Source organism: Nostoc sp., assembly GCF_036917975.1.
Classification (GTDB): Bacteria; Cyanobacteriota; Cyanobacteriia; order Cyanobacteriales; family Nostocaceae; genus Nostoc.
The window spans coordinates 85,395-110,449 of record NZ_JBALEJ010000024.1 but is presented as its reverse complement, the minus strand read 5'-3'; the positions used below and the strand labels follow the sequence as shown (position 1 = coordinate 110,449).

20 protein-coding genes and 2 pseudogenes are annotated in these 25,055 nt (G+C 41.5%); 15 read left to right on the top strand and 7 right to left on the bottom strand.

From position 1 onward, the window contains the following. Nucleotides 1-767: 767 nt before the first annotated feature. The 3 genes and pseudogenes from V7K76_RS09000 to V7K76_RS08990 all read left to right on the top strand — a co-directional run. A pseudogene (locus tag V7K76_RS09000) lies at nucleotides 768-869 on the top strand (ABC transporter ATP-binding protein); the annotation flags it as partial. 146 nt (nucleotides 870-1,015) lie between these two features. After that, on the top strand, nucleotides 1,016-1,492 hold the full coding sequence (locus V7K76_RS08995) for a hypothetical protein (RefSeq protein ID WP_334776327.1): 477 nt from the start codon (nucleotides 1,016-1,018) through the stop codon (nucleotides 1,490-1,492). Between the two features lie 950 nt (nucleotides 1,493-2,442). Beyond that, nucleotides 2,443-3,105, top strand: coding sequence for a DUF1361 domain-containing protein (locus tag V7K76_RS08990; protein WP_334776326.1), 663 nt, complete (start codon nucleotides 2,443-2,445; stop codon nucleotides 3,103-3,105). A gap of 252 nt (nucleotides 3,106-3,357) precedes the next feature. Here the strand turns inward: V7K76_RS08990 and V7K76_RS08985 are convergent, their stop codons facing one another. Next, nucleotides 3,358-5,685 (bottom strand): putative PEP-binding protein, encoded by a 2,328-nt coding sequence (locus V7K76_RS08985; protein ID WP_334776325.1) that lies wholly within the window; start codon nucleotides 5,683-5,685, stop codon nucleotides 3,358-3,360. Nucleotides 5,686-6,384: 699 nt separating this feature from the next. Between V7K76_RS08985 and V7K76_RS08980 the strand changes: the two genes are divergently transcribed. Then, nucleotides 6,385-6,843, top strand: a complete 459-nt coding sequence (locus V7K76_RS08980; protein ID WP_334776324.1) for an MgtC/SapB family protein — start codon at nucleotides 6,385-6,387, stop codon at nucleotides 6,841-6,843. Nucleotides 6,844-7,076: 233 nt separating this feature from the next. On the opposite strand, the gene recF is transcribed toward V7K76_RS08980, so the two are convergent. Both recF and V7K76_RS08970 read right to left on the bottom strand, forming a co-directional pair. Beyond that, a complete protein-coding gene (recF, locus tag V7K76_RS08975) occupies nucleotides 7,077-8,222 on the bottom strand; it encodes a DNA replication/repair protein RecF (protein ID WP_334776323.1) in 1,146 nt (381 codons plus the stop codon). Nucleotides 8,223-8,298: 76 nt separating this feature from the next. After that, on the bottom strand, nucleotides 8,299-11,157 hold the full coding sequence (locus tag V7K76_RS08970; RefSeq protein WP_334776673.1) for a cation-translocating P-type ATPase: 2,859 nt from the start codon (nucleotides 11,155-11,157) through the stop codon (nucleotides 8,299-8,301). A gap of 17 nt (nucleotides 11,158-11,174) precedes the next feature. Here V7K76_RS08970 and V7K76_RS08965 point away from each other — a divergent pair, with 17 nt between their 5' ends. Together V7K76_RS08965 and V7K76_RS08960 are read left to right on the top strand one after the other, a co-directional pair. Further along, complete coding sequence (locus tag V7K76_RS08965; protein WP_334776322.1) at nucleotides 11,175-11,303, top strand: hypothetical protein; 129 nt, start codon at nucleotides 11,175-11,177, stop codon at nucleotides 11,301-11,303. A 148-nt stretch (nucleotides 11,304-11,451) separates the two neighbouring features. Next, nucleotides 11,452-13,122: a transglutaminase family protein gene (locus V7K76_RS08960; protein WP_334776321.1), complete on the top strand. Its 1,671-nt coding sequence runs from the start codon at nucleotides 11,452-11,454 to the stop codon at nucleotides 13,120-13,122. A 470-nt stretch (nucleotides 13,123-13,592) separates the two neighbouring features. On the opposite strand, the gene V7K76_RS08955 is transcribed toward V7K76_RS08960, so the two are convergent. Then, nucleotides 13,593-14,447 (bottom strand): PD-(D/E)XK nuclease family protein, encoded by an 855-nt coding sequence (locus tag V7K76_RS08955; RefSeq protein WP_334776320.1) that lies wholly within the window; start codon nucleotides 14,445-14,447, stop codon nucleotides 13,593-13,595. A gap of 145 nt (nucleotides 14,448-14,592) precedes the next feature. On the opposite strand from V7K76_RS08955, the pseudogene V7K76_RS08950 reads away from it, so the two are divergent. Together V7K76_RS08950 and V7K76_RS08945 are read left to right on the top strand one after the other, a co-directional pair. After that, nucleotides 14,593-15,168, top strand: a pseudogene (locus V7K76_RS08950) (phosphoglucomutase/phosphomannomutase family protein); the annotation flags it as partial. A gap of 224 nt (nucleotides 15,169-15,392) precedes the next feature. Further along, nucleotides 15,393-16,370: a LysR family transcriptional regulator gene (locus tag V7K76_RS08945; protein ID WP_334776319.1), complete on the top strand. Its 978-nt coding sequence runs from the start codon at nucleotides 15,393-15,395 to the stop codon at nucleotides 16,368-16,370. Here V7K76_RS08945 and V7K76_RS08940 read toward each other — a convergent pair. Then, nucleotides 16,338-17,087, bottom strand: a complete 750-nt coding sequence (locus V7K76_RS08940) for an eCIS core domain-containing protein (protein WP_334776318.1) — start codon at nucleotides 17,085-17,087, stop codon at nucleotides 16,338-16,340. The genes V7K76_RS08945 and V7K76_RS08940 overlap by 33 nt on opposite strands. A 453-nt stretch (nucleotides 17,088-17,540) precedes the next feature. Here V7K76_RS08940 and V7K76_RS08935 point away from each other — a divergent pair, with 453 nt between their 5' ends. After that, nucleotides 17,541-17,759 carry a hypothetical protein gene (locus tag V7K76_RS08935; RefSeq protein ID WP_334776317.1) on the top strand — a complete coding sequence of 73 codons (219 nt, stop codon included), beginning with the start codon at nucleotides 17,541-17,543 and terminating at the stop codon, nucleotides 17,757-17,759. On the opposite strand, the gene V7K76_RS08930 is transcribed toward V7K76_RS08935, so the two are convergent. Together V7K76_RS08930 and V7K76_RS08925 are read right to left on the bottom strand one after the other, a co-directional pair. Then, a complete protein-coding gene (locus V7K76_RS08930) occupies nucleotides 17,736-17,999 on the bottom strand; it encodes a BrnA antitoxin family protein (RefSeq protein ID WP_334776316.1) in 264 nt (87 codons plus the stop codon). The genes V7K76_RS08935 and V7K76_RS08930 overlap by 24 nt on opposite strands. Beyond that, the gene (locus V7K76_RS08925) at nucleotides 17,983-18,255 is read right to left on the bottom strand and encodes a BrnT family toxin (protein WP_334776315.1); all 273 of its coding nucleotides are present in this window, start codon (nucleotides 18,253-18,255) and stop codon (nucleotides 17,983-17,985) included. The genes V7K76_RS08930 and V7K76_RS08925 overlap by 17 nt, the downstream gene beginning before the upstream one ends. A 161-nt stretch (nucleotides 18,256-18,416) precedes the next feature. On the opposite strand from V7K76_RS08925, the gene V7K76_RS08920 reads away from it, so the two are divergent. The 6 genes from V7K76_RS08920 (at nucleotide 18,417) to V7K76_RS08895 (ending at nucleotide 25,030) form a co-directional block, all read left to right on the top strand. Beyond that, nucleotides 18,417-18,572: a hypothetical protein gene (locus tag V7K76_RS08920; RefSeq protein ID WP_334776314.1), complete on the top strand. Its 156-nt coding sequence runs from the start codon at nucleotides 18,417-18,419 to the stop codon at nucleotides 18,570-18,572. A gap of 47 nt (nucleotides 18,573-18,619) precedes the next feature. Further along, on the top strand, nucleotides 18,620-18,850 hold the full coding sequence (locus V7K76_RS08915; protein ID WP_334776313.1) for a hypothetical protein: 231 nt from the start codon (nucleotides 18,620-18,622) through the stop codon (nucleotides 18,848-18,850). Further along, nucleotides 18,850-19,374 carry a phage tail protein gene (locus V7K76_RS08910; protein ID WP_179065051.1) on the top strand — a complete coding sequence of 175 codons (525 nt, stop codon included), beginning with the start codon at nucleotides 18,850-18,852 and terminating at the stop codon, nucleotides 19,372-19,374. Before V7K76_RS08915 ends, V7K76_RS08910 begins: the two co-directional genes overlap by 1 nt. 23 nt (nucleotides 19,375-19,397) lie before the next feature. Further along, nucleotides 19,398-22,400, top strand: a complete 3,003-nt coding sequence (locus tag V7K76_RS08905) for a hypothetical protein (protein WP_334776312.1) — start codon at nucleotides 19,398-19,400, stop codon at nucleotides 22,398-22,400. Between the two features lie 39 nt (nucleotides 22,401-22,439). After that, nucleotides 22,440-23,003, top strand: a complete 564-nt coding sequence (locus tag V7K76_RS08900) for a CIS tube protein (protein WP_334776311.1) — start codon at nucleotides 22,440-22,442, stop codon at nucleotides 23,001-23,003. Between the two features lie 296 nt (nucleotides 23,004-23,299). Then, nucleotides 23,300-25,030, top strand: coding sequence for a VgrG-related protein (locus V7K76_RS08895; protein ID WP_334776310.1), 1,731 nt, complete (start codon nucleotides 23,300-23,302; stop codon nucleotides 25,028-25,030). Nucleotides 25,031-25,055: the final 25 nt, after the last annotated feature.

Below are 25,055 nucleotides of genomic sequence, written 5' to 3'. Positions count from 1 at the left end.
TAGAGCCAAACATCTGCTGACTTTATTGACTGAATCTAGTTACTTAAAACTTGAGGCATACTTTTGCTACAGTTAGCTGTTCTGAGATTTTAGTAATTACCGCACTTTAATTCACGTATTTTCCCAAATTTTATCTAAATTTCGCATTTTACTACTGATTTTTATAGTATTATTTTTCTGGTTACATATTTTTATATACACATACTGTACCATTAAGTAAACTAAGTCAACAAATATACACCTAATTCAGCAAATTTTTATAATCTTCTAATACTAATATGGGTAATATCAATTAAATATGAAATTATCGTAAATTTTGGTAATATACTTCCACATTGTTATTGTTAATAATTTGATCGAGAAATGATTTGTCATGAAATAATTTTTGGTTGATATTAGACATCTCCGAAAAATAACGTAGAGACGTAGCACTGCTACGTCTCTACAAGGGTTCTGGGTAACGCATATTTAATTTCTGGAGATGTCTATTACAAAACGCGCAAATTCCAATGACATCAGCTTGTTATATCTACAAAAAAATTACTTATTGATGTAGTCAATCTTGAATTAATCAAAAACCACAAAATAGAGAAATATTAAAAAAGAATTCAGGAGTCAGAATTCAGGAGTCAGAATGCAATTAGTTGGGGATTTAGACCCGCAACTAATTGTAGACCACCAATTTTTCAATTTGGTGGGGGACTTAAACCCGTTTATTCATCTGCTTTTTCGGTCAGAATTCATACTGAATTCTGACTCCTGACTCCTTAGCTGATTTTGGTCTAGAAGCCTACGCCAATCGTTCCGCACATGAACTTTCTGGTGGACAAAGACGCCTAGCCGCCCTAGCCTCGATTTTAGCCCTAGACATTGAAAAGAGGCAGAGGGGCAGGGTGTGGGCGCGGAGGGGAAAACTCTTCTCCCTTGCTTCTTCCCCAATCCCCAGTCCCCAATCCCCTCGTTTACTCGTAATATTGGATACTATATTCTCTGTTTTATTGCTGTTGGGGTGTTAATGTCTGTTTTACATAAATATACTGTTCTTGCTCCTGTTAGCCTGAGCATTGCTTTGTTCGTCACTAGTTGCAGCGAAAATAAAGTTTCCCAGTGTCAGCGACTAATTCGAGTTGTAAATGCCGGAACCTCTCTGATTGATAAAAATAAAGGAACTCAAGTAATAACTAGCATACAGCTATCTAAAGATTTAGAATTTGTGACTAAATCCATTGCAGAACTGAAGTTAACAGATCCGAAGCTGAAAGAATTTCAAAGCGGTTTTGTCAAGATTTTTCAAAATCTCAGTCAAGCGATCGCTATTGCAAGTAGGGCGCTTGGTGCAACCAAAACAGCAGAAGCATCCGCATCTGGCAGAGAAAAAATCCAAAAGGCTAGAGCCGAAATTGATTCAACACTGACAACAGCTACAACTGTTGGCAAACAATCAGATACGTTAGTGAATGAAATGAATAAGTATTGTAATCAGCCTGAATAATTTATCTGGGGGATTGGGGACTGGGGACTGGAAAAAACTAGTTGAACCATAACATTTAATCTAATTCCCTAGTAGTCTGTCAATAAAAAAATCCAACTACTTCTTGTGGGGTGGGCGTCTCGCCCGCCCTTAGAGCATGTTTGAAAAGTTTTGGGCGAATATAATTCGCTACTACACAAACTAAGTCCGCCTGCGCGGACTAACCAAAAATTGAGTGTTTTAAACCCACGGAGGTGGGTTTTGCCTGTGTAGCCAAGCCAGTGCGGTCTTCTCCCAAAGGGAGAGGCTAGCGCCTTTCCTTCGGAATGCTCCGCGAACGCGGAGCGTCTCGCAGAGAAGGGGGTTTCCCCCATGAGCAACTGGCGCGCGATTTCTAATCGCCAGGGCTAGTAATAAATTAGACTTTTCAAACAACCTCTTAAGCAAAAGCTGGCTTGACAAAAACTTTGGCTGCTTCTGGCACTGTAGCAGGGCAAAATGAAATTAGTATAATAGCCAAGACAGGGGCAACATTGTAATTAAAAAAGTCCATCAGAAGTTATTCGTGGCGTTTTTGTCGCCCGGACTTCCTTTCGGTGGTAGATTTTCCCCTGATGATTTTCTGGCTATACTAGGGCTTAAGCTGATTGATAAATTTCATCCCCCAGCATGAAACATACAAAAAACTCTAAGTTTTGGATATATATCAGTGTACATTTACTTTTAACTGACACAAAAATTATATCTGATGTTGGAGGAAATTAATTTTTTTCGTGTCTACAAAAACTCGATCAATCACTAAGGTTAACACTAACACTACAAAGTGAATCTATACTAAAAACGGCTGAGAACTTGACTTTTGAATAATCGCCAAAAGCTTGTTTGTGCCAAGCTTATAGCCATTTTTTAAAAAGTCTCGTTGTTACCCGTTCGCAGTATACATTAATTAAACATCTTCCGAGTAAGCACCTATGAAAGAAGAATTGATAGCCAGAGTTTTGCATATCTTGCGAATTAATATGAGTTGGATGACTTGGAATTTGTTTCTGGCTTTTATACCTTTGGCTTTAAGTGTGTGGCTATTTCGCATGAGGCGCGGTGGCACTTGGCTGTGGTGGCTCGGATTCTTAGTTTTCTATGCTTTCTTACCAAATGCACCGTATTTGTTAACCGATGTAATTCACTTGATAAATGATATCCGCATGATTCAATCGGTGTGGATAATTACTTTAGTACTTATTCCTGTGTACCTCGTAGTAATTCTAGGCGGATTTGAAGCTTATGTAATATCGTTAATTAATTGGGGCCACTACTTACATCGCATCGGTAAAAGTCAATGGATTTGGCCCTTTGAGTTGATTACTCATTTCCTGTGTGCTATTGGTGTTTATTGGGGAAGATTTTTGCGCTTCAACAGTTGGGATTTTATTACTCAACCCGATGCCGTACTGACCAAAGGTGTTGAGGAAATTCTCGGTAAACAGCCATTGGTGATTATTGCTATCAGTTTTGTGATCCTTGTTGGACTGTACTGGATTATGAAACGAGTCACTTTGGGTTTTATCAGGCAACCAAAAGATGCATATCCTCTCAATACACAATCAGCCGATACTAACACCCCAAATGCTGGATGAGTAAAGGTTTTTCGTAATAATTCAGGAGTCAGAATTTAGGAGTCAGAATAATTAAATAATAATGATTGCAACAAATCATTGGGTAAAGACGCGATGAATCGCGTCTCTACAAATGGTCTATTTGTGGCATTCTTTTTTCAAATTGGTATTAGAATCAAAGAGATTTTAAAATTTTACATAACTCTGATAATTTTAGATTTTTCCTTCAATCCAAAATCTAAAATCTAAAATCCAAAATTGAATCACTTTTAACTAATGCAGTTTTCGTCGTGCGGCTGCTAAAATTAGACGTTGTTCAGCACGAGCGATCGCCTGATATGTTCGCTCAACTGCTTCCGGTTCCACAGAAATGGAAGTAATACCCCATTCCACTAACTTATCGATAATTTCTGGATAGAGGGCTGGTGCTTGACCGCAGATTGAACAAGGTATACCAGCACTTTCAGCCATTTGGATTAGTTGTGCGATCGCTCTCATCACTGCCGGATGGCGTTCATTAAATACTTTTGCTAGCTGTCCTTGTTCTCGATCTACTCCTAGCAATAATTGGGTCAGGTCATTAGTACCAATGGAAATTCCGGCAACACCTGCTTTCACATATTCTGGCAATAAAAACAGTACGCTTGGTACTTCTGCCATCATCCACAGTTGAAACTGCCCTACTTCAGTTAAAAAAGCTTGTTCAACTTTGCGACGGCAAAAGATAAATTCTTCCACAGTCCGCACAAAGGGTAATAGTAGGTTGACATTGTTGTAGCCAGCTTGCTGTACACTTGCCAAAGCTTTCAGTTCTAGCTCAAATACTGCGGGATTTTGTAAATAGCTAAAAGTGCCGCGTTCACCTAACATAGACTGGGGCGAAAATTCTAAATTATCACTCAATGATGGTAAATCTTGCGATCGCCAATCTAAAGAACGATAAAAAACTGGTCTTGGCGCAAAGGCACGGGCAAACTGCATAATCTGGTCTGACCATAGCTCTAGCAATTCTGCCTGACGCCCACTTAAAATCCAACTATTAGGATGTTGCCCAGACAATATATTTAATACCATCAATTCTGAGCGCAACAATCCCACCCCATCCACAGGCAAGCTTTGCACTTGTTCGATTAAAGTGGATTGACTCAAGTTAACCAGCAATTGAGTAGCAATCATAGGTAGATGAGATGTAACAGCAGGATGGGATGCTTTTGGGCTGGGGTGATGGGAGGAAAGAAGATTCTCCTCCTTTAAGTCTCCTTTGATGCGATAAACTTCTCCTCTGTCGCCATCAAGCAACAGTCGTTCACCAGTTTGAATTAAAGTTGTGGCAGATGTGGCGTTTACTACGGCGGCGATACCTAATTCTCTAGCCAGAATTGCCGCGTGGCTGGTTAATCCCCCTTGTTCTGTGATAATACCAGCAACTTGTTGCAGTAATGGCAACCAATCAGGTGTAACTGTTGGTACTACTAAAATCACTCCCTTGGGTAGTTGTTCGGGTTTCTGTTGGGGATTAATAATTACCAGCGCTGTGGCTACAATCCGTCCCCCTGCTGCCCCTAGTCCGCGAATGAAGTGTAAGTGGGGAATTACAGATTGGGAAGGACTAACTTGTGTGATGTAGAGCTTGCTAGATGTAGGTTGTTGAGCAATAGTCCATTTAATGGTGAAGGTTTTACCTAGTTCACTCACCAGTTGAGTTCCCAGAGCAATTATTTGTTGTAAGTATTCTTCTTGTAAAGCGTACTGTTTTTGTTGGGCTTCTTGAAGTAAATAGGTAGTCAGACAAGTGTGATTTGTTATTAGCACTGAGTTGGCTACAGGTTGCGAAAAAGCTCCAGGCGCGGCATTATCAACACCATAAGCCAGCATTTTATTACCCAGTTGTTGCTCAAGTACAGCCCCAGTTTCCGGTTGAATGTAGTAGACATCTGGCTGTACTTCGCCAAGAGCGATCGCAATTCCTAATCCCCAAGTAGCTTCAATCTCCCACCCAGAGGGGTCGGCTGTGAGCAAGCCACTGGCGATCGCATTTTCAACAGGTTGCACCAAAACGGCAAAATTAATTTGTTGCAGATTAATTCCTGAGTGCTGCCAATATAAAAGACTCCGGGCGCGAAATATCTGGCTCCAAGTACGCTTTAAAGCTAAAGTGATCGCTTCGGGTTCGCACTGGCAAAATACCGACTCCAGTAAACCAGATATATCCTTCATTCCTGGGGTAGTAGTTGATACTGCCAAAGTCGGCCGAAAAATCAAACAGCCAGTTTGCCATTCTCTAGCTGCTTGGAAAATATTACTTACCCACTCCTGTGGTACAGTCCCAGTCAGAATTTCTTGGCGCAAGCGACTAGCCACCTGCTGAAGTTGACGCCAATTAGTAACATCCAGGTGTAACGAAGAATGGGGTAAGTCAGCCACTAATGACTCTGAACTATTGAGATTTTCGAGAAATTGGCGCAAAATTTCTGCCGAAACGACAAAACCAGGCACCACCGGATAGCCACGCTGGATAATTTTGCTCAAGTAAAACGCTTTGTCACCTACTTTGGAGCGGTCTTGTAGTTTAATTTGGTCTAGCCAGTAGAGTTTATCCACTCAATTTGTTAGTTGTCAGTTGTCTATTTGTAGGCACAGCCATTTCTTCCTGGTATATTATCAGCCGTTAATCCACTGACTCCTGAATCAGTGCTGAGTGCTGTACGGTTTCATATTTAATTATTGAGTGTATGGGTTAAATCTAGCAATTTCAGGTGAAATTTTATAGTTTAGTTATTTTAAATAACCAAAAAACTATTTAATAAACTTAAAAGTCGTGTAGTTTGCTAGATTATGATATCGGTGATAATTTGGTAATGCAAACCTCCATTGATTGAATAAAATAATACATTATTAGGAAATAATTCTAATAATGTAAGATGTTAGTTCGTAGTTTAAAAAGTATTACTGAATTGATAGAATCCAAATAAGTTGGATTAAACTCCATTAAAACAAGTCGCAAGTCGCAAGTCGCAAGTCGCAAGTAAGTTTTGTGACGGGGATTTAGACCCCGATCCAAAACTTACCGGTTATTGAACCGGGGGACTTAAACCCCCAAAGTTCGTTAAAAAAAGATAGAGTCTTTTGCAGGGCTATTTCATTCTCATCTAGCCCGCCTCAGAATGAATTCTGAGTCTAATAGCAAAAGTCGTCTAAAGACGACTGATGAATGAAATAGCCCTGAGTCTTTTGTACTATTTGTATAAAAAGATTACCATTTAACCTAGTATATAAGATTATCTATATCAAACTTAAGCATTGCCAAACACTTACTACCTTGCAACTAATGATTGGCTGAATATCAGCTTCCGGCTATGCGTTGCATTGCTTATTGGAGCAATAATTGGCTTAGAACGCCAAATTAGGCACAAACCAGCCGGTTTAAGAACTCATATGCTGGTGAGTTTAGGTTCAGCCATGTTTACCTTGACAATCATGCAAACAGGAGGATTGCAAGGTAGTCCTGATGCACTTAGCCGCGTCATCCAGGGGATTGCAGCTGGTGTAGGATTTCTCGGAGCGGGAGAAATTATCCGCCAATCATCCCAAGAATCACAGCAACTTGAAATTCACGGACTCACCTCAGCAGCTGCTATTTGGGTTTCAGCTGCATTGGGAATTGCTGCCGGCTGTGGTTTATGGCAGTTAGGATTGATTGGCGCTCTATTCACTTTTTTAGTTCTCAACGTTTTTAAAAGGTTAGAAAAACATCATTGAAAAAGGGACTGGGAATTAGGGACTGGGGACTGGGGACTGGGGACTGGGAAAATTGTTCGGGGATTCAGACCACTACCCAAGTTTTGTTCGCGCAGCGTCTCTCATAGACTGTGAAAGGTCTTTAATTCAATACGGTTCAGTTAAGGGCTAATTGTACAAAATTGTGGGTTTTTGAGACGCGATAAATCGCCGTCTCTACAAGTGTTTTGGTCTTATCTGAACTGTATTGGTCTTTAATTTTGAATTTTGAATTTTGAATTTTGAATTGTTATTTGTCCTGCTTTCACAAAAAGAATTTGGGATGACTTCAACCACTGGGAATCAAAAGAACCCAAGTGAGTGGTAGTAATCAGGGTTTGAAAGCGGTCTTGAATAGCATCAAGTAATTGATTTTGGCGGGATAAATCTAGTTCGGCAAGAACATCATCAAGTAATAGTAATGGTGGCTCTTTGACGACTTCTTCAATTAATTGTAATTCGGCTAATTTTAAGGCTAGAACCAGCGTTCGTTGTTGACCTTGAGAACCGTATTGACGAGCGGGTGTTTGGTTAATAGTTAATTCTATTTCGTCGCGATGGGGACCAACCAGGGTAGTACCTTGGTGCATTTCAGCGATCGCTCGCTGCTGAATTTTGGCTAAAAAAGCTTGCTGTACTTCTTCTGGCTGCTTATCCTCTAAAGGAATATTCGGTACGTACTTGATTTGCAGAACTTCTGTACTGCCGCTAATACTGGCGTGCCAAGTACTAGCAATGGGAGCTAATCTTTGGATGGCGCGATCGCGTCGTCTAATTACTCTGGTTCCTGTAGTCGCTAACTGTGCATCCCATACTGCTAGTTCTGAGTGTAGAGACGTTGCATGCAACGTCTCTACATGGCTTTTTAAAAAGGCATTACGCTGGCGTAACACATGGTTATATTGCTGCAAAATGTGAGCATAAACTGGTTCGAGTTGAATTAAAAGTGTATCTAACCAGTTGCGGCGACCTTCCGGGCCGCCGCGTACTAGTTCTAAATCCAGGCTGGAAAATTGGACGGCATTGAGAACGCCGAGAAAATCCATTTGACGGCGGATCGATTCACCATTGAGAGCAACACTACGGCGACCATTGCGGCGTAGGGTTAAGGTCAGGTCACTAACACCTGTTTGTCGCTCAAGGGTGGCATTAATTTGGGCTATGGCTTCCCCTTCTTGAACCAAATCGCGATCGCGGGTCATGCGGTGCGATCGCAATGTTGCCAGTAACTCCACCGCCTCCAACAAATTTGACTTTCCCTGAGCGTTATTACCTACCAAAATTGTTTTGGCAGCTGTAAACTCAACCTGCTGGTCTTGATAATTGCGAAATTGTCGGAGGTTTAGAGTTTTCAGGTACATAAGTGCAATTTTGGATTTTAAATTTTAGATTTTGGATTAAAGATAAATCTAAAATCTAAAATCTAAAATTTTCTTTCTAGACGGCCTTCTTGCCCATAATCCGCAAGAATATCTTCTCCGCTTCAATCCAGACAAACATTAAGGCACTGAAGCCGATACAAACCCCCAATTCTTGCATATTCAGGTAGTGAGTACCAAAGAAATCTCGCAGGGGTGGGACATAAACTAGCATCAACTGCAAAATCGTGGTGACGACAACAGCCGCTAGTACAAAGATATTAGAGAAAGGATTCATCTCGATGGTTAGTCGGTTGTTGGAGCGAATGGCGATCGCATGTCCCATTTGGGCGATACACAAGGTAGTAAATACCATTGTCTTCCAAGCTTCGGGATCGCCCTGATACCCAACAGCATGGGTATGTTGATAAGCCCACAACATCAAGGTAATGGTAATAATGGCAAATATTATCCCGATGCGAATCATGTAAGAACCTAATCCCCTAGCAAAAATACTTTCACGGGGACTAAAAGGCGGACGTTGCATGACATCCGGTTCTGGGGGTTCCACAGCTAATGCCAAGGCTGGTAAACCGTCTGTCACCAAGTTCATCCAGAGAATTTGTAAGGGAGTAAGAGGAACGCCTCCCAAACCAATTAAGGGCGCGGCTGCAATTGTGAGAACTTCACCAATATTACTGCCCAGGATGTATTTAATAAAGCGGCGGATATTAGTGTAAACAACTCTGCCTTCCTTGGTGGCGCTAACAATGGTGGCGAAGTTGTCATCAAGTAACACCATATCGCTGGCTTCCTTACTGACATCAGTGCCCGTAATGCCCATTGCAATCCCGATGTCGGCTTGTTTGAGGGCTGGAGCATCGTTGACACCATCACCTGTCATCGCTACAAATCGACCCCGGCGTTGCAGTGCTTGGACAATTCGCAGTTTGTGTTCTGGGGAAACTCTGGCATAGATGCTTACTAGGTCAACGTTTTGCTCTAATTCCTGGTCAGTCATCCGTTGCAATTCTTGACCTGTGAGGACACGATCGCCTTCTTGGGCAATTCCCAAATTGGTGGCGATCGCTCGTGCTGTTAATTGGTGGTCGCCTGTAATCATGATTGGGCGAATGCCTGCATCCCGACACTCTTGGACTGCTGCCCTGACTTCTGGGCGGGGCGCATCTAGCATTCCCACCAATCCCAGCCAAACCAAATCTTGCTCAGATGTTTCGTCTGAACCTTCTGGTGGAATTTCTACTAAAGGTTTGTAGGCAAAACCTAGCACCCGCAAACCTTTACTCGCCATCAGGTCATTTTCTGCCAAAATTTTCTGGCGGTGTTCTTCGGTCAATGGGCCTGTGTAATTACCCAAATGAATCTGAGTGGAACGTGCCAAGGTTAACTCTGGAGAACCTTTGGTAAACATTAAGTAGGGTTCAGATTGCAGAAAACCAGCGATCGCCGGGTCAACACCTCTCGAAGATGCTTCACCTGTGGCGACTCCTTCCACCTGAGTAATGACGCTCATCCGCTTCCGTTCCGAGGAAAAGGGGAACTCCGCAACACGAGGTAACTTACTGTTCCACTGGTCTTTTTCAATTCCGGCTTTTCCTGCCAGTGTTAATAATGCACCTTCTGTAGGATCTCCCAAAATCGCCCATTCACCTTGTTCTTTTTGCAACACTGAATCATTACAAATAGTACAGGCGACTGATAAAGCTGGGATTTCTGGAGACTCCTCTAAGGAAATTTTTTGACCATCTAACTGAAAGTCCCCTGTTGGCGCATAACCTTCGCCAGTGACGCGAAAAGTTTTGTTATTGGTGGAAACTGATTGTACCACCATTTTATTTTGAGTCAGGGTGCCAGTTTTATCAGAACAGATGGTGGTTACAGAACCCAATGTTTCCACTGCTGGCAATTTGCGAATCAAGGCATTTTGGCGCACCATTCGCTGGGTTCCCAGTGCCAAGGTGACGGTAATTACAGCTGGTAAACCTTCTGGAACCACAGCAACGGCCATACTCAAGGAAACTTCCAAGAGTTCTTGGATGTTTTTAAAACCTCCGTCCTTGATGACACCGCCGATCACAACGATCGCCACGAGAATTAAAGAACCCGTAACCAGGACGTTACCCAGTTGAGTCATTCGCTGCTGTAAAGGCGTAGGGTCATTTTCTACCGCCTGCAACATCGTAGCAATTTTACCTAGTTCTGTAGTCATGCCGGTGTTAGTCACCAGAACCTTGCCACGTCCTTGGAGTACTTCGGTTCCTTGAAATACTAAATTGATGCGATCGCCTAAATCTGTTTCCTCTGGCAATTTTAGTGTTGCCTGTTTGTTAGCAGAGTGGGCTTCACCAGTTAAGGCCGACTCGCGTATTTGTAAATTAGATTGTTCGATCAAGCGTCCATCTGCGGCTATCTGCATCCCAGCTTCCAGCAGCATTACATCCCCTGGAACTAGTTCCTTAGCCGCTATCTCCACCAATCTGGTATCGCGGATTACGCGCACCAAGGGAGAGGTCATTTTTTTCAAGGCTGCCAAGGCCTTTTCGGCACGGCTTTCTTGGACGTAACCGAGTATGCCGTTGAGGATGACAATTGCTAAAATAGCGATGGTATCTTTAAATGGCACTTCACCAGGCTTTAAGGTACCTGTCCGCCAAGCCCATAAATCTATCAAGCCAGAAATCAGAGCGACGCCAATCAGCATCAACAACATAATGTTCTTGAACTGATCCAGCAGAATTTCCCAAGTACTACGGCCAGCAGTTTCTTCAAGTTCGTTGGGGCCGTATTTTTGCAATCTCTGTTGAATTTCTTGGGGTGTTAAGCCGCTGTCTGCATTACTATCAAGCAGGTCTAGCGCTTTATCAACTTCTAAACTATGCCAAACGGCGGCACCTTCAGGCAGAGAATTAGCAGACATCGTGTAGGTCACAGCAAATGGTTACAAAATTCGATCATAATTTAGTGATGCCAGGAATTCCATCTCCTAAAGTTACATTAAAGCGATCGCCCAGTCAGATGAATGTATCTGTAATTCTTAACATTTGTAAATTCTTCCGATTTTGACATAGTATTATTTCTCACGAAAGAGTTTTTTGGAACACATTGTACCGATAATTGTTAGTACCCCGCCGTAAACGTGGCGTTTTAAGGGTTTGGCACCTAATCCCCAGTCCCCAGTCCCCAGTCACTTTTACACTTACCACAAGGTTTTATGAGTTTTGCACTCCCCACTTTGACCGTTAGCCAGATGTTTGGGCAAAAAACAATTCGACCGCTTACTGCTGCTGCCCTATGTGGCATTACTTTCATCAAAGATAAACTGATTGCCATTGACAATATTAAAGGGCATCTACTGGAGATTGATCCCATCTCTGACAACAGTAAAATTCTCAATCCCCATCAAGTTAAAGAATTTACCGATGTCACAGGTCTAGCGGCATGGGAAGATACTCTGTGGGTGAGCCGAGAAAATAGTGTTTACTTGTGCAAGCTCGATGCTTTGGCTCTGGAACATTTTGTGACATTGCCTTATCCGGCTGACGGTGTTGCTGTTTGGGAAACAACAGTTTATGTCAGTTGCCAAAGACTAGGTTACATTCTGGTTTTTGACCGCGAAACGCGAAAAGAGATTACCAGATTTTATGCCCCTGGAGTTGGGATCGAGAATTTGGCAGTCAACCAAGAAATGCTGTGGATTTGCGATCGCACCGAACAATCAGTTTACGCGATGGACAGGGCCACGGGAGAACTGCAATTCAGTGTCCTGACTCCCTTTGAATGTCCCACAGGCATCACAATCCATAAAAATGCCGAAACAGGCAAAGAGAGTATTTACGTTGCCTATGCATCAGAGGAGCCTTATATCCGGGATAACCCTAATGCCGATCCGAGTCATGAGCTAACATTCCGCGATCGCACTTTTATTCATCCTCTGTATTATCATTACGATCCAGATAAGCGCTACGCCCTCTCTAATGGCTATCTCATTGAAATGTCCTATGCTGAGGAAATTGCACCTTTAGACGAGGTTTATATCCCTGATGTCGAATGGCGCATCGCCCTACCATCGGAAACTGAGCGTCAAAAGGTGAAACACGTTGAACCCATTGGTATACCCTTTACCGAAGAAGTGATAGAAGGGCAACGTGTAGCAGTCTTTAAATTTGATTCTCTTGCCCCAGGCGAACGGCATATATTTGGTTGGAAAGCACTTTTAGAAGTTCGAGGAATTAAATATCGCATCACACCCAGAAATGTAGAAGACGTTCCTGAACTTTCCCTAGAATTACAAACACGCTACTTAGTGGATGACGACGATTTAGCAATGGATACCACCATTGTTCGCCGTGCCGCCAGAGAGGCGATTGGTTCTGAAACCAATGTGCTACGGAAAATGCACAGCATCCGAAACTACGTCTATGATGAGTTATCTTACGGTATTAAACCTTATATTGATACACCAGATATAGTTTTAGAACGGGGCGTTGGTTCCTGTGGCGAATATGTCGGCGTTTTACTTGCCCTATCCCGTTTAAATGGTATCCCCTGCCGCACCGTCGGTAGGTACAAATGTCCTCCCCATAGTGACTTCATAGGAGTTCCACTACAACCCGACTTTAATCATGTTTGGCTAGAATTCTACGTCCCAAATTTTGGCTGGTTGCCAATGGAATCAAATCCTGACGATGTGGGTGAAGGTGGACCTTATCCCACGCGCTTTTTTATGGGCTTATGCTGGTATCACATTGAAATTGGCAAAGGTATCACCTTTGAAACTGTGACAAGTCAAGGTGCGCGGCTAACCAAAGAAGATATCCCCATTGGTGATTTGGCGATTAATCATATCCGGTTCACAATTCTTAAAGAATTACCGGACTTTTGAATTTGGGCATTGGGCATCGCGCACAAAAGGCAGTCCCGATGAAACAAGTTTCAAAAGCCTTGAATGAAAGAATAACTGGGGACTGGGGAGGAGAATAACCATTGGTGTCAACTTAACGTGAAAACTAGCCTAGAACCAGCTTTTAGAGATTGTCACCTTTGTCTCGTTCCCACTCTCCGACTGGGAATGCTGTCCTAGAGGCTCCGCCTCCCTTGCTGGCGGCAGAGCCGCTTTTGAGTTGCATTTTCAGCCTCCGGCTGGAAACGAGGTTTTAAAGGAGTTTCAGCTTAAGTTGACACCAATGGAGAATAACTAACTCCTAACTCAGCACTCAGCACTTTCAAGACGTAGGTTGGGTGGAGCGGAGCGCAACCCAACATATAATATATCAGGATGTTGGGTTACGCAAAGCCTCCACCCAACCTACAATTTTTTCGCTACAATTTTTTCGCAACATTTTGGTAAATTAATTAACTATTAACTCTTAAACTGGGCATTGGATATGATTGATGCTGCTTAAAATCGGCAAATTCACAGATGGAATTAAATGGGCAAAAGCGGCAGTGAGAGCCAGGATTAGGAGGAAAAATTTTACTGAAATTACTATTTTCTTCCTGATATTTTTGCAAATCGTGCTGGTGCTTGTGGGCAATATTAGCTAACTCAAATTTTAAGGATTCTAATTCACTATTATTAATAGTAATTAACTCAGATTTTTTACATATTTCCAAATTATAAAATGATGCAACTGCTTTCCGTCCAGGATAAAGATAACGAGCCGCTAGCAAGTAAACTAATGCCTGTCGTTTGTCAAAAGCCGACTTACCAGTTTTGAAATCCAAAATATGTAAAGTGCTATCAGACTCAATAAAAACGCAGTCCATAGCCGCGTATAAGCGAAAGCAATAATCTTCTTGTTCAACTACTATCGGTTTGGGAAAGCCTTCATCACCCGGAGTTAATTGGATAATATTTTTATCTAAAAGCAACGGCGCATCATGATATTTTTGCAAAATTTGCAGCACGCGTTGCTGGACTTGAACGCTTGAGTGAGCTAATTTTAGTAGCTGTGCAACTCTTTCTACACCATCTGCTTGCTTCAACAGATGCCTGTGATGATGAAACTCATAAATACCTTTTTGGGCGAGTATGCCTATTCGCTGGGGTGCGGTGGCTTGTGCTAACAGCGCTTTGACTTGTGGTTCGTGTTGCCGGGCTTTGATAAACCCCCGTCTCATCTGGCAATGCCAGCGTTCTTGCCCGATCGCTGGGGCAACTAGAGACCAAAGGTGATAACTGGCAAAAGGTCGATCGGGGGTTGACATTGCTCAGAAACAGTGAGAGAAAGTACGGTGGGGAGAAGTTTAAGCTAAGGCTGGCATAGAAAAGAACTTCGTGGATACTTGCTGCTACACAAACTTTGCGGGAAGCTTTTATAGTACTGATAATGTACGAGAGCAAGTGGCAAAAATGTCCAGCAAGATAAAATTTGGTACTGATGGATGGCGAGGGATTATTGCCGATGACTTTACATTTCCCAATGTACGGAAAGTAACAAGGGCAATTGCCACTTACTTAGAAACAGCCTACACAAAAGATAGACCAGTACTTATTGCCTACGATACTCGCTTTTTAGCTGACCAGTTTGCCCAAACAGCGGCCCAAGTCCTAGCAGACTTGGGTTGGACTGTAAAAATTACCGATCGAGATTGCCCCACACCAGTAATTGCTTACAACGCCCGTCACTTAAATTCCGCAGGGGCGTTAATGTTTACTGCTAGCCATAATCCAGCACGCTACTGTGGAATTAAATATATACCCGATTATGCTGGGTCTGCCACTCTAGAGATTACTGATACTATTGTGGCAAATATAAAAAGTGCATCGGATGAGTTGCCTGGGAGCAACCCGTCAGGTTCAATTTCAATTTTCGATCCGAAACCTAATTACCTACAATTTATCTACACCTTACTTGATATAGAAAAAATTAAAAGCGCTAATTTAAAGATAAAGTATGATGCTTTGTATTCTACCTCTCGCGGCTATTAAAAGTTAGGAGTTAGGAGTTAGGAGTTAGGAGTTAGGAGTTATGAATTAAAAGTTAAGAGTTGTAAATTAGCAATTCTTAACTCTTGATTTCTAATTTCGAGCAAAATTTGAATTACAGCAGTTTTCATATATTTAAACCGCTTGTAACAAACTCTACTAAATCATGGTTAAAAACCCGTTAACTTAATGAAACCGATAAATGTAATTCAGGCTACATAAAAATGCGCCTAGAGCAGTTGCAAGCCTTTTTAGCGATCGCCCAAATCGGCAGCTTTCAACAAGCAGCGCGAACATCTGGTGTTACTCAATCGACGATTAGTCGCCAAATCCAAGCATTAGAAGCAGATTTGGGGATAGAACTGTTTCACAGAAGCAGTCATGCCAAACTGACGCTAGGAGGTGAACGTTTGCTACCGCACGTCCGCAAAATCTGCCAAGAGTGGCAGACTGCGACAGAAGAATTAGCCGATTTAATCGCCGGAAAGCAACCACAACTTTGTATTGCGGTGATTCACTCCCTATGTGGATCTTACTTACCACCAGTGTTACAAAAATTTTGTCATGATTATCCAGATGTGCAATTGCGGGTAACTTCCTTGGGAAGCGATCGCGCCCTGAAAGTCCTCAAAGATGGAATGGTAGATTTAGCAATTGTGATGAATAATCGCTTTTTAACCACCAGTAGAGAAATGGTGGTAGAAGTGCTTTATGATGAACCTATAGAAGTTTTAACCGCAGCCAATCATCCCCTATCCCAATATGAATTCATCCCTTGGTCAGAACTAATTCGTTATCCCCAAGTGGTTTTTAAAGATGGTTATGGGATGCAGCGCTTAATCCAAGATAGATTTGAGCGCATGGAAGCTACACTCCAATCGGCCTTGGAGGTAAATACCCTAGATGCATTTCGGGGAGTTGTACGCCAAGGAGAACTGATAGCCTTGCTACCTCAATCAGCGTTACTGGAGGCACGTCTTGACCCTACCCTAGCGATTCGTTCCTTAGCCAGCAATCATACTAGTGGTTTAGCTGATGGTTCCAGTTTGACTCGTCGGGTAGTGATGGTAACAACTCAAGATCGTCTGCAAATTCCACCCATCAAACACTTTTGGCAACTTGTGCTAGAAAATATACCACTACAAATTGACCAGCAGCTATCGGCTTTGTCACCTGCCATTTTGTTGGACAACGTGAGTTAACTCATGGGCAAGTAATTCCTTCCCTCCATGACTCTCTGGAGCATATTCTCCTTGACGGAAAAATATATCCTGCCCTGTGGTGAAGGCACGAGCTTGGATAGATTGGTTGAGTTGGTCAGAGCGGCTATCTGTGTGGATTTTGACACCACTAAAGTCAGTCCCAAAAGATTGTTCCATTGGTTGCCGGATATCGTCTGAAAGTGGCTGTCCGCCTCCTCGTTCCTGTTGGATTGAAGTTTCCAAGTTAGATGTGGCTGCTACTCCACCACCCTGACGTTGTAGCGAAATATTGGCATCCGCCAGAGATTTCATTTGTAATTCTTCTTCTTCCTCTGGTAACGCTTCCCGTTGTAGCGAAATATTGGTATCCGCCAGAGATTTCATTTGTAATTCTTCTTCTTCCTCTGGTAACGCTTCCCGTTGCACAGACTGCTTACTTACAGACTCGCCCATCGTCTGCATTACCTGTTGTGCTACTCTATCAGCTTCCTGCTCGTAAACATCTCCTGGCTGGTTAACCGTGAGTTTTGTTTGGGGACGCAGTGATATACGACTAATGTCATGCATTAGTGGTTTGTTGAGAGGTTGCACCGATGGAACTGCTTGGGACGAAGCACCAGAGGAGTCTAAACCAAAACCACGCGTCGGTTGTTTGAGTGCAGGTATTGAGAAGGAAGCAGTAGTAGCTTTTTTGGGCTGGACTATGCGTTCTCTCATTTTTTCTCCTGATGCCTAAGCAGTAGGTGGATGACTATTTGATTATTCTAATATCTAGAGTACAGCGATCGTACTCACCACACAATGCAGCAAAGTCTAAATTTTCGGCAACCCTATTCTATAGTGTCGGGCGATGTCTACGACGGGCTACGCCTACGGATTTCAAGAGGTGTATGATAGGATGGGCAAATTCTGATAATTTGACAATTTCATTTCCATTTACCCAACTTAAATAATTCGTAATTCGTAATTCGTAATTCGTAATTAAGTTTTGTGAAAGCGACGCGCAAAGCGAGTCTGCGATAGCGCCGGCGGCAAGCGAGTACTCGAGCGTCGCGTCCGGGGATTTAGACCCCGACCCAAAACTTGCCAGTTATTGAACTGGGGGATTTAAACCCACGGTAGTCGGTTAAAACAGATGCGATCGCTCGCACGTTTTCACCCTCTACAAGATTGGCGATTGCATTTTATCAACAATCATACATGGGCGATGTCTACGACGGGCTTTGCCTACGCAACACTATTCAGACAGTTGCTACAAGAAAGGCGATACCTGCGGCGGGCTGCGCCTACGCACTTTATCAACCATCATATATGCGCGATAGGGCTTTAGCCGTTGCCAAGGGCATCGCACTATTAAGACAGTTGCTACAAGATCGGCGATCGCACTGATAATTCTTCACGAAGAATACGGCGTAGATCCTCTTGGGTGAGAGGTTGATCAGAAGGGGACTGGAGATATTTCTTTAAAACCTCATTAATTAGAGTCTGATAACCCATTCCAGCTATTTCAGCCTCTTCTCGAAATTTATCTAGAATTTCATCATCTAGATAAATAGTAATGCGTGTTTTTCCATGAGTTGGAATTACAGATCCTCGTTTTCCCTTAGAAAAATCATATTCTTTTCTCATAAGCTTTTATCTCCTGTTTTGTGGCGCGACGAGCAGAAATTAGTCGAATCACCTCACCACGCAGGGTATAAACAACGACCAATGGTGAGCCAGAGTTTCCTATCCCCACTGCGATGAAACGTTCTTCAGTAATCGAATCTGGATCAATGTCATGAATGGCAAGGGGATCGAAAAACACCATTTCAGCTTCTGCAAAGGAAACACTATGCTTTTGCCAATTGGTTTTTGCTTTTTTGGGATCATATTCAAAGAACATACATATATTATATGTATGGCAAGATTGTCTCGTCAAGATTTATGTAGAGGGTGTTAGCCACAGCGTAACACACCGAATATTAGTCTCGTAGGGTGCGTTAGGCGTTTGTGTTTGGATATTTGACATTCGATATTCCCATTGTATTTTTCGGAATAGAATTCGTGGTAGAAACGGACTGTATTGCCAAGCTCCATTTCGTACCAGAATCCTCCGTTGCCAATCTTAGCGTCCTCATTACAGCGATCGCATTTCCAACACCATTTGTCAAAAGTCTAAATCCAGGTAAAAACTTAAGTTCGACTTTTGGCTACTTTTGATTCTGATGCAGTACCTTTAGCCTGGATTTAGGGAGAGTTTTTTATTTATGGACTCAAATCAGCAACAGAGTTTTTTCACATTCGATGGAGACGTTGGCGGTACTGCTGGCTATGCAGGGGTTTCAGCGACTAGCAAGGCGGCGAATGCTGCGGGTAAATACCTCAATGACTCGCGGCTTTTGAACCAACTTACAGAACACGTGTATAAACTTTTGCTAGAGGACTTGCGATCGCAGCGCGAAAGGGTAGGTAATTATGATTCTCAAAGGTGGTTGTGATGGCTACAGGCGCTAATAACGGCAACATTACTCACGAATTAAATTATGTCACTACTAATCGTTTCTACGTTGAGATAGACAGTTCTATTGCTGCTTCTTTCGCCGAATGTTCAGGATTGAGTATTCAAATTAAGAAAAATGTTTTTCAAGAAGGTGGTGTCAACGATCAGCAAAGAATTTATTTAGGTCATACAGAATTTACAGACATCACTCTTAAACGTGGAGTTACCGATCATCCAGGTTTTTGGAACTGGATGAATGCAGTTTTTGATGAACAAAAGAAAACATCTCGGCGCAATGTCAATATTTTGATTTTCAATCAAGCCGGTGAAACGATGATGAGTTGGACTTTAATTGGTGCTATCCCGATAACTTGGAAAACACCGACACTTCAAGCAGATGGCAAAGCCGTTGCCATTGAAGAATTAACTTTAGCTTATGAAGGTTTACAAGTTGCCAGAGCTACAGGAGGAGGTAGTTCTGTACAACGAAACCAAAAAACCGGATATTTCGTTTCTAGTTAATTGGCTATTTTTCAACTATAACTATGCAAATTATTCAACCTACATTAGGAAACAATATTCATCCCCTGGGGATTAGATCGCATTTATCTAATTCTCACAGAATGTTATTGAGAAAAGAGTCTCATTCTCTACATTCACGAAGTAATTTTATCAGTTCCATCCAAAATAAACCACCATTAGCCACATCCTCAAAGTTTTTCTTGTCTCGTGAACATGAGCCATCGATACAACCAGTAATAGGTTGGGATAGTTGGGATACTCAGGATATAAATAATGAGTTTCCATTGCTTGAATTTGATTCTGCTGATTTCATAAATCCACTAGAAGATAGTAATATTATTAACAGTAGTGAACCAGTAAAAGCTAGTATTTCAGAGGTAATACCAACTCATATTGAAAACAATACGAGTAATGATATGTCATCAGAAATCAATATTAGTACCAAAAGGAAATCTAAATCAAAAAAAACAAATAAATCTCAACAGCCCCCAGAAAAAAATTCAGCCACTAAATCTAAGACTAAAAAATCGGTCAAATCATCTGCAACTAAGTTTATTGACAAAAGCAACATTCCTATTAATTCAAAGGAAAATAGCTTATTAGCATCAGATAAATCTCTGCTTGTTGAGGCTAACTTAGAACTCCCCACTTTACAACTTGATATTGATTCAGATAATAATATTAGAAATGATGATGATTTAATTGGCATTATAACGCCTAGTATAACGACACCAAATTCTTCACATAACGTTAATATTACTAACGGCGAACGGCAAGTAAATCCTGAATTTTCATCTAATTTAACTAGTGCAGAATCGTCTGACATAGAAAGTATTTTACAATTACAACAAGAAAATAAATTAGATGATAACGCAAGTGATTTAGTAGAATCTTCACTTGTAGAACTTCCTTTTTATCAACAAAATGTAGATAAAAAGGAAGTTCTCCATAATTCTTTAGGGAATGATGAACAGCAGATAATCCCTGAAGCATTAGAATTAGTTAGTATTTCAGATATTCCAGTCAGTCCAACGCTACCACAACAGGATATTGAAACAGATCGACTTCCTTCCATAATTGATAATCAAACCATCGCTTCTTCAACAAATTTAATACATAAAAATGAGGTTTTGCCAACCTTTATATCTCCATCGTCAGAAGAGAAATCATCAAATATAAATAGAAATAGTGATTTTGAGGTAATTACAGACATTGAACCAGACTTAATCTTAGAAAATAATCCAAATAATTTTGTCACAGATAATTTTGTGGCTGATAATTCTCTAGAAAATGCAGCTTTATCATCAACATTGACATCACCTGATGTTAATGACACACTTCATGTTTTTGCGAATGATGAAAATATAGTAGGGACGCACAGCTACACACCACTACATGATGTTGCTGTACCTAATTCTAAGTCTTCAGTTGCAAAAAGCCCGATTGCAATACAACCAGAGATTATCTCTAGTTTTACGAGTCAGTCTCCAGCCAGTATACCTATTCAGTTAACACCAACCTCAGCCAATATTGAAGACACGCCCAGTTTATTGGCAAACTCTGATAATCATGAACAGTTATTAACTTTAGAGTCACAATCTGTAATAGCAGATAATCTTTTAGATGTCTCAACAAATGTAACTTCACTGCAAGATGACAGCAGTATTGAGAATACTACTAGCGAGTCTACAGAAAGTTATCCCATCTTAGCGCTACCTGAGATTGTTGAAGCACCACAAGTTACCGCCACATCGCCTGAGATTGTTGAAACACCAGCAGTTACCGCCACACAGCCTGAGATTGTTGAAACACTAACAGTTACCGCCACATCGCCTGAGATTGGTGAAACTGTGATGTCTCACGAGGACGTTAACACACCAACAATTCCTGCCACATTATCTGAAATCGTTACAACTGAGAGTATTTTCAAGAAACCTATTGACAATGAACAACCAATAGAATTAGAACTTCCCTTTGCGGTAACAAATCCTGAAATATCAACAAAGGTTGATATTTCAGATAATCCAGATAATCCAGATATCCCAGAAGAAGCAACTTCCGCACAAAATGAGGTAACTATACCATCTGAAGTTGAGCAAAACGCGACTATTAAAAATTTGCCCGCACCTAAAGGTTATGCTACTGGTGGTCAAGTAACAGACTCCCGCATTGAAAATCGCCAGCAAATAGCACCCTCGGATACAGTACCAGCAATGCTTACGCCTGGGGAGTTTGTGATTAATACTAGAGATGCACAGAAGCATTTACCTCTACTACATCACATCAACACTGGTGGGACACCGCAAGATATTATCCTTCCAAGTTTACAGACACCCAATCCCACAGAACCAGAAGAAACAACTTCTCCAGAGACTCCGACTAAAGTCGATTCTTTTCCAGACACTTCATTACAGCTAAAAAGCGCTGAGACTGACTCACCTCAGATATCTAATTCTTTAATTCCTTCTTCCTTGGGGTTGAATATTAGTAAACAGAAGCTTTCAATTCTGAATTCTCCACAGCTTAATCCTCTTCAAAACGAAACAATTGGTGTGGATGAACCCTCACCTCAATACTCATCGCCTCCCATGATTTTCCGAAAAGCAAATCCCAGCACTAATACATCTTCTCAATGGTCAAACACACCTTCACAATGGTCAAGTGTGGAAGATTTACTAAATGTAAATAATGATGAATTCACTAACTTTAACTTTAGTGGTGTGGAATCTAACAGCCAAAATTCTGAATTTTCTCATGCTTCCGAATCGCCACAAATTTTTGCTAAACACCTTCCTTCATTTAGAGGCTTTGCTGATGGTGGAGAAGTCACTCCACCGGATATATCTAGAGCAATAGAACCGATAACTGAGACAATAGAAAATACTTCTTTATCTTCTGAAGGAAATGACAAAGATGATCCGGCGGCTCTTGAAGCTCTAGCTCGTGAAATTTATCATAGATTACGACAACGGATAGAAATTGAGCGAGAACGTCATGGCGGTTATTCAGGTCGATTACCTTGGTAAATTTCCATTCAATAATTAATTTTTAGGAGAAATACTCAAATGCCAACTCCAGCAATTATTGTTATTCAAAAACGTCAACCACAACTTGAGAAAGCCAAACTTGTAGCTTATAAAAGTGGAGCGACAAAAGATATTGAACTGATGTTTAATCCTACAGATATTAGTTTTGCTAGAACTGTTAAGTGGGAAAGTAAGGACGGTAATAGAAGTACCGAACTTCTCCCTAAAGTTAACTTTTCTGGCGTTGATCCTTACAAATTTACACTTAAGCAGTTGCTATTTGATACTTATGAAACTAAAGAATCAGTCATGAAGTATATAGATATTATTAAGCAAGGAGTAGAGACGATCAAAGGATCTGCTGATAAGCGTCCACCTGTTTATATCTTTACATGGGGAACAGAATATTTCTATTGTGTAATTACGAGTTTAACTTACACTTTAAATATGTTTCTTACCGATGGTACACCAGTCAGGGCGCTCGTAGATATCTCCTTGCAAGAAGTAGATAAAAACCACCTTCCTGGAGGTAAAGAATCAGCTTCTAAAGGCAAAGATCGTCAGGCGAATAAACAATTAGGAAAAACTGATAGCCAAAAATAGCCAAAGTTATAAATAAAAATTGTAGGTTGGGTTAAGCAAAGCGCAACCCAACAAAGCCCCATAAATGTGTGTGCATCCAAATTTGGCAGATTTATTTTGTAGTGCGAGCATCTTGCTCGCGGCCATCTATAATGCCCATTATGCTTAATTATGCTTAGTATGCGAGCGAGACGCTCGCACTACATATTACATTATGGGATGCTCCCAGAAATGTTGGGTTTCGTTCCTTAACTCATCTGTCACTTCCTTATCATTCAAGAATTCTCTGAATATTTCATGCTGATAAAATAATAGTTATGCCTAAACAAAGCCTCTATTTAAGTGAACCTCAAATCCAGGTAGAAGGACTAGATGATTCTTCAGAATTGATGAAAGATTTGCTGCAAATCACCATAGAAGAAAGCCTGCATTTACCAGCAATGTTTACTCTAGTAGTACATAATAGCTATCTTCCCACTTCTGAACGCTCAGAAAACAAGCCTTGGCGATATGATCAACTATTTAAGATTGGTAAAAAAGTGAAGTTGGGTTTTAGTGGGAGTACTACTCAAGATCCTCATTTTAAAAAAGATATAGAAAATTTTCTGATGCAAGGTGAAATTACAGCGATGGAAGTTCACTTCAATGAAAAATCTGAAGCTGATATCATTGTTCGTGGCTATGATATTTCCCATCGTCTGCACAGAGGTCGTTATAATCGTTCTTTTCTGAATGAAACTGATAGCGATATAGTCAAGAAAGTAGTTAAAGAAGTCGGGATAAAAATTGGCAATGTAGAGTCAACTAGCGAAGTTCATAAGTATGTATTCCAAGAAAACCAAACTAATATGGAGTTTTTGCGAGAAAGGGCTGCCCGCATTGGGTTTGAATTATTTTTGACCGAGGATAAGATAAATTTTTGCAACCCAAAAGCTCAGGGAGATTTACCACTAAAATGGCTAATTGATATTAGTAAATTTAGTACCCGCGTCACCAGTTCCCAACAGGTGAGTTCTGTGGAAGTACGTGCTTGGGACTATAGCCAGAAAAGATTAATTAGCCAAACAGCTAACAAAGAGAAGCAAGTAACTGAGACAGGTAATAAGCTAGGAAGTAGTACAAATACTGCATTTTCTAATCTTAATTCGCCCAAAATGACTGTTGTAGATAAACCTGTTGCTAGTGAAAATCAAGCAAAGGCGATGGCTCAGGCTTTGTGTGATGAATTGGGAGGAGAATTTGTTTATGCAGATGGCAAAGCAGCAGGGAATCCCCAGATTCGTCCAGGACGAGTTGTTAAACTTGAGGGCATGGGCGATCGCTATAATGGTAGTTATTATGTTACAGAAACCCGCCATTTCTTCAGTCAGCGCGTTTATGAAACTGATTTCAGCGTGCGGGGGCTACGTTCTGGTAACTTATTCACAACTCTATCTCCACAAAAACGTCTACAGCCATCTGAGACTTTATTGGTGGGAATTGTCACTGATAACAAAGACCCACAGGCATGGGGTAGGGTGAAGGTCAAGTTTCCCACTCTCACAGAAGACCATACAAGTGATTGGGCGCGAGTTGTAGCTGTAGGAGCAGGCCCCAACAGAGGTTTCGACTGTTTACCAGAGGTAAATGATGAAGTCTTGGTAGGTTTTGAGCATGGCGATATCCACCGTCCCTACGTCATTGGCGGGGTATGGAATGGCAAGGATGCACCACCAGAAAAGGTGAATGACTCGGTTACAAGTGGTGTGAGATTACGCACCATTAAGACTCGTGTAGGTCATGTTCTACAGTTTGTTGAAGAAGATAAAGGAAGTAGTAAAAAAGGTATTCGCGTAGAAACTGAATACGGTCACAAAATATATCTCAATGACAGCCAAAGGTGTATAGAGATTGAAACTAAAGGCGGTCATAAAATCAAAATGGACGACATGGGTAAATCTGTTTCAGTGAAATCAACAGGTAATATGTCATTAGATGCTGCTGGCAATATAGACATTTCAGCCAACGGCGTGATTACAGTTAAAGGTGCGATGATTCGCCTTAATTAATTCGTAATTCGTAATTCGTAATTCG